At 69.7% G+C, this 4629-nt stretch carries 4 protein-coding genes and 1 pseudogene; all 5 read right to left on the reverse strand.

Annotation, left to right across the window (positions count from 1 at the left end):
* A partial coding sequence (locus tag ACOMG5_RS17505; RefSeq protein WP_420345068.1) for an SPFH domain-containing protein occupies positions 1-957 on the reverse strand: 957 nt, incomplete at its 3' end.
* Positions 958-966: 9 nt separating this feature from the next.
* The gene (locus tag ACOMG5_RS17510) at positions 967-1947 is read right to left on the reverse strand and encodes a DUF2927 domain-containing protein (RefSeq protein WP_420345069.1); all 981 of its coding nucleotides are present in this window, start codon (positions 1945-1947) and stop codon (positions 967-969) included.
* Between the two features lie 2 nt (positions 1948-1949).
* Positions 1950-3110, reverse strand: coding sequence for a toxic anion resistance protein (locus tag ACOMG5_RS17515; RefSeq protein WP_420345070.1), 1161 nt, complete (start codon positions 3108-3110; stop codon positions 1950-1952).
* A 148-nt stretch (positions 3111-3258) separates the two neighbouring features.
* Positions 3259-4164 carry a 5-bromo-4-chloroindolyl phosphate hydrolysis family protein gene (locus ACOMG5_RS17520; protein WP_420345071.1) on the reverse strand — a complete coding sequence of 302 codons (906 nt, stop codon included), beginning with the start codon at positions 4162-4164 and terminating at the stop codon, positions 3259-3261.
* A gap of 162 nt (positions 4165-4326) precedes the next feature.
* A pseudogene (locus ACOMG5_RS17525) lies at positions 4327-4629 on the reverse strand (hypothetical protein); the annotation flags it as partial.

A 4629-nucleotide genomic window follows, 5' to 3' on the forward strand; every position in this document is an offset into this window, starting at 1 on the left:
CCCGCCCCTGGGCGCATGGCCCTGGCCAGGCGCACCAGGCGACGCCGACGGCGGCGCAACCCCGGCGCCCGCGCCGGGGGCCATGCCCCAGGGGCCCCAGCCCTGCGCCACCTGTCCGCCCATGGCCATGCCCATTCCGGCCCCGAGCCCGGCGCCCATCGCCGCGCCCATGCCCTGGGCCGCGCCGGAGCCGGGCTGGCCCATCGCCTCGGCGGCGTTGTATTGCATGTAGCGGTTCAGATCGCCCACGATCCCCATCGAGGTCCGTTTGTCGAGCGCGGCCTCCACCGCTTCGGGCAGCGAAATGTTCTCGATGTAGAATTCCGGGATCGACAGGCCGTAATTCGCGATCACCGGTGCGATCGCGGTCGCGACGATCTTGCCAAGGTCGCCGGTATTCGCCGCCATGTCCAGCACCGGGATCGAGGAGGCAGCCACCACCCGGCTGAATTCCTGCACGATCACATTGCGGATCTGGAAGCTGATCTCGTCGGCAGTGAAATCGCCATCGGTGCCGACGATCTCGGACAGGAATTTCCCCGGGTCCGCGACCCGCATCGCATAGGTGCCGAAGGCGCGCAGCCGTACCATACCGAATTCGCTGTCGCGGCAGATGACCGGGTTCTTCGTGCCCCATTTCAGGTCGTTGAACCGGGTGGTGTTGACGAAATACACCTCCGACAGGAACGGCGAGCGGAAGCCATGGTCCCAGTGCTGCAGCGTGGTCAGCACCGGCATGTTGTTGGTCTCCAGCATGTAGAGCCCCGGCCCGAACACATCGGCGATCTGGCCCTCATGCACGAAGACGGCGGCCTGCCCCTCGCGCACGGTCAGCTTGGCGCCGTATTTGATCGCATGGCCATAGCGCTCGAACCGCCAGACCATCGTGTTGCGGCTGTCGTCGGTCCATTCGATGACATCGATGAATTCGCCGGTCAGGAAGTCCAGAATTCCCATGTGCCTCTCCTATGCGTCAGGGCCGAGAAGTTCGTTCGCGATGGTCTCGATGATCGGGCGGGCCTCGTCCTCGCTCATGCCCGGCCGCAGGCGCGGATCATACAGGATCCGCAGCATGAGTTCATCCTGCCGGGTCAGCAGCGAGAACTCCTCGTCGTCGTTGAAGATCGAGGGCCGCGCCTGCGGGCTGTCATTGGCAAGGCCCAGCCCCTGCGCCAGCTCCTCGTGGAAGCACGACTGGCGCAGGTCGCGCGGGTGTTCGGCCCGGATCACGGCGATGGCACGCTCATAGACCGAGGAGGCCCCGCGCGAGAAGGCGAAGGCCACGCAGAAGGTAGAGGGCGGCAGTTCGGTGATGCTGCGCAGGGTCAGCGCGTCGATGCCGGGCACCAGCTCCTGCAGCCGTGGCCCGAGCGCGCGGCGTTCGTCCTCGTTCACCACCAGAACGGTGAAATTCCCGCCCGTGCGTACCGCGCCGATGGGATGGCGGCTCGCGCGGGCAAGCTGGCCCGCATAGGCCGCGACCATCTCGCGGTCGGCCGCGCGCTGCGCCGCCGGGACCGAGCTGCCGAATTCGACCGAGAACCGCACCGGCGTTTCCCAGCGGCGCAGGTGGCTCGGCGTCTGGCGCGCGACCATGCCGCTGTCGTATTCGTCGTAGAGCGCGATCTTCACGAAATTGTCGATCAGCTGCCATTTGGCGAACCGGGCGTCGCGCGGCGCCACATCCTTGCGCATCAGGCCGCGGTGCTTCAGCGTCTGCTCCACCTGGGCGTAATAGGCGAGCATGGCATTGCTCTCGGGCGAGCGCGGGGTGACCTGGCCATTCTCGCCAAGGTCGCCGGGGGCCGCATGCGGCCGCGGCGAATGCTCGGGCGCGCCCTGCGGCGCGGGTGGCGGCTCGGGCGCATGCGGCGGCGGCGCACAGGCCGTCAGCAGCGTGCTCAGGGCGAATGCGCTCGCCGCCTGTCCGAACCGTGCCGCCCGCATTTTCAGCCCGCAGCCCCGGATGCCGTGGCGGAGGCCAGGGTCTCGCGCAGCTGCCGCTCCATGCCGGTCAGCTCCGCCTCCGCCTCGGCGCGCTTGCGCTTGCCTTCGTCGGCGATGCGCAGGCTGTCTTCGATCGTGGCGATCAGCTCGGCATTGGCAGCCTTCACCGCGTTGATGTCGAAAATGCCGCGCTCCATCTCCGTGCGCACGGTCTGGTTCGCGGTGCGCAGGTTCTTCGCATTCGCGGTCAGAAGCTCATTGGTCAGGTCCGAGGCCTGGCGCACGGCCGTCGCGGCCTCGGCCGAGCGCTGGATCGTCACCGCCTGCGCGAGCTGCGTCTCCCACAGCGGCACGGTGTTCACCAGCGTCGAATTGATCTTCGTGACCAGGGACTTGTCGTTCTCCTGCACGAGCCGGATCGAGGGCAGCGACTGCATCGTCACCTGCCGGGTCAGGCGCAGGTCATGCACCCGCCGCCCCAGATCGTCGCGCGCGGCGCGCAGGTCGCGCAGCTCCTGCGCGCGCAGCACCTTCTGCTCCTCGCCCGCGGCCGCAACCTCGGCCTCCTTGACCGGGATCACCGTCGCATCGACCTGCTTCAGCTTCTCGTCGCCCGCGGCGATATAGAGCGCGAGTTCATCGTAGAAATTCAGCGTCTTGCCATAGAGCAGGTCGAGCGCCTTGATATCCTTCAGCAGCTTGTGCTCATGGCCGAGCAGCTCGTCGGTGATGCGGTCGATCTGGGTCTGCACCTCCTCGAACCGGGCGATGAACTTGGCAAAGGGGGCGGCCCGGCCGAGCAGCTTCTCCCACCAGGAGCGTTCGCGGCGCACATCCAGCTCCGAGACGGAGAAGCCGCGCAGCGTGGTCACGATCCTGGACAGGCTGTCGCCGGCGGGGCCCACATCCTTGTTGCGCACATCGGCCAGCATCGCCTGGCTGATGGATTGCAGCTCGCCCTGCGCCTTGGCGCCGAAATACAGGATCGAGCCGGTGTTGGTCAGGTCGATCTCGGCCATCCGGGCGCGGATCTCCTCGGCCAGCTGCGGCGGGGCGGTCTCGATCGTGAGCGGCGCCTGCGACGGATCGGGCAGCGCGGCGGTGGCCACGCTCTCGATTTCGGCGACCGCCTGGGCGGCCTTCGCGCGGACGGATTCGGTCATGGATTCCCCCGGGTTGGGGCGGGCACGCGGCCCGCATCGGCGACGGTCTGGCCCGCGGCAGGCGGGCTACGGCTCATATTCTCCTGCCGCGCGGGCAAGGACAATCTCCTGCGTGTCGAGGCCGCGTGCCTGTTGCAGCGGCTCCCCACTATTCCGGCCGCGGCCCGGCCACGCCCTCGCGGGCGAGCCGCTCGCGCAGCACGTCGATCTCGATCTCCAGCCCCTCGCGGCCGCCTTCGATCAGGCTGCGGGTGCGGGCGGTGAAATTGCTTTCCAGATCGCCCAGCAGCGCCTCGTAATCGTGCCGGGCCTTGGCGTCGCGGGTGGCGGCCCACAGTTCGGCAAAGCGCAGCGTCGCGTCGCGTGCGCCCGCCAGATAGACCCCCATGTAGCGCCGTGCCGCGGCCAGATCGCCCGGATCCTGCTCGACCGCGCGGAACAGATCGCGCGCGGTGGCGGCGAAGCGTTCGATCCGCGCGCTCAGCAGCCCGTCGCCGGTGCGCGCGATCGCCTCCTGCATCTCGCGCAGATGCGCCTCGCCGTCGCGCACGGCGCGGGCGACGCGGTCTTGCTGGAAGCTGTCGATGCCCTCCATGCCCTTGTCCTGCAACGGGTCGAGGCCGAAGGCCGCGAGCGCCAGCACCAGCCCGACCGCGCCCAGGGTGAGCGCGCCCGCAGGCCCCAGCCCCTGCGCGCCAAGCGCAAGCGCCGCGCCCATCGCGACGGCGCCGAAGATCTTGCGCGGGATCGCCGGGCGGCGGGCGCTGCGCCGCGCGTCATAGGCGGCTTCGGCGCGCAGCCCTTCGCGCAGCAGGAACACCGCAGCCCCGCTCAGGGCGAAGGCGCCGAGCCCGCGCACCAGCGCTTCGGGGCCGCTGCCGAAGGCCTGGCCCAGAAACGGGATCGCGGCGGCGAGCAGCCAACCGGGGCGCCGGGCCAGCGGATGGCGCGGCTCCGCGGGCTTCGGGATCCGGTTCGGTGCGACGCCGGGATAGCCTGCGCCGCGCTCCGCGCCGGGCTCCGGGCTGTATTTGCCGCCGTAGCGCTGCGCCATGTCAGACCGTGCCCTTCAGCGCGACCGACAGGGTCAGCGCCAAGAGCAGCCAGAAGGAAATGGTTTGCACGGTCCTGCGCGACATCCTGACCTCACCGGGGGGCGATATGCCCCCTCAGAGGTTAGGGATTCCGCCGGGCCAATTCCAGTGCCAAACAGCGCTCAGCCGCGTTTGGGGCCGGGCTTGCCGCCGGGGCGGCGCGGGGCGGGCGCATCGCCGCGGTGCGACTTGAAGCCCTGTGCGCGGGGTTTGCCGCCGCCGCCATGGCTCTTGTAGCCCGCGGATTTGAAGCCGCCCTCCTTGCGCGGACGCTCCCCTTCGGCGCCCTCGCTGCGCGGGCCGCGGGAGAAGGGGCGGTCTCCCTCGCGCTTCTCGAAGGAGCGGCCCGCCGGGCGGTCTCCGTCGCGCTTCTCGTAGGGCTTCTTGCCGAAGGGCCGGTCGCCTGCGCGTTGTTGGATGGAGCG

The sequence above is a fragment of the Paenirhodobacter sp. genome, from assembly GCF_041916475.1.
In the GTDB taxonomy this organism is placed as follows: Bacteria; Pseudomonadota; Alphaproteobacteria; order Rhodobacterales; family Rhodobacteraceae; genus Rhodobacter.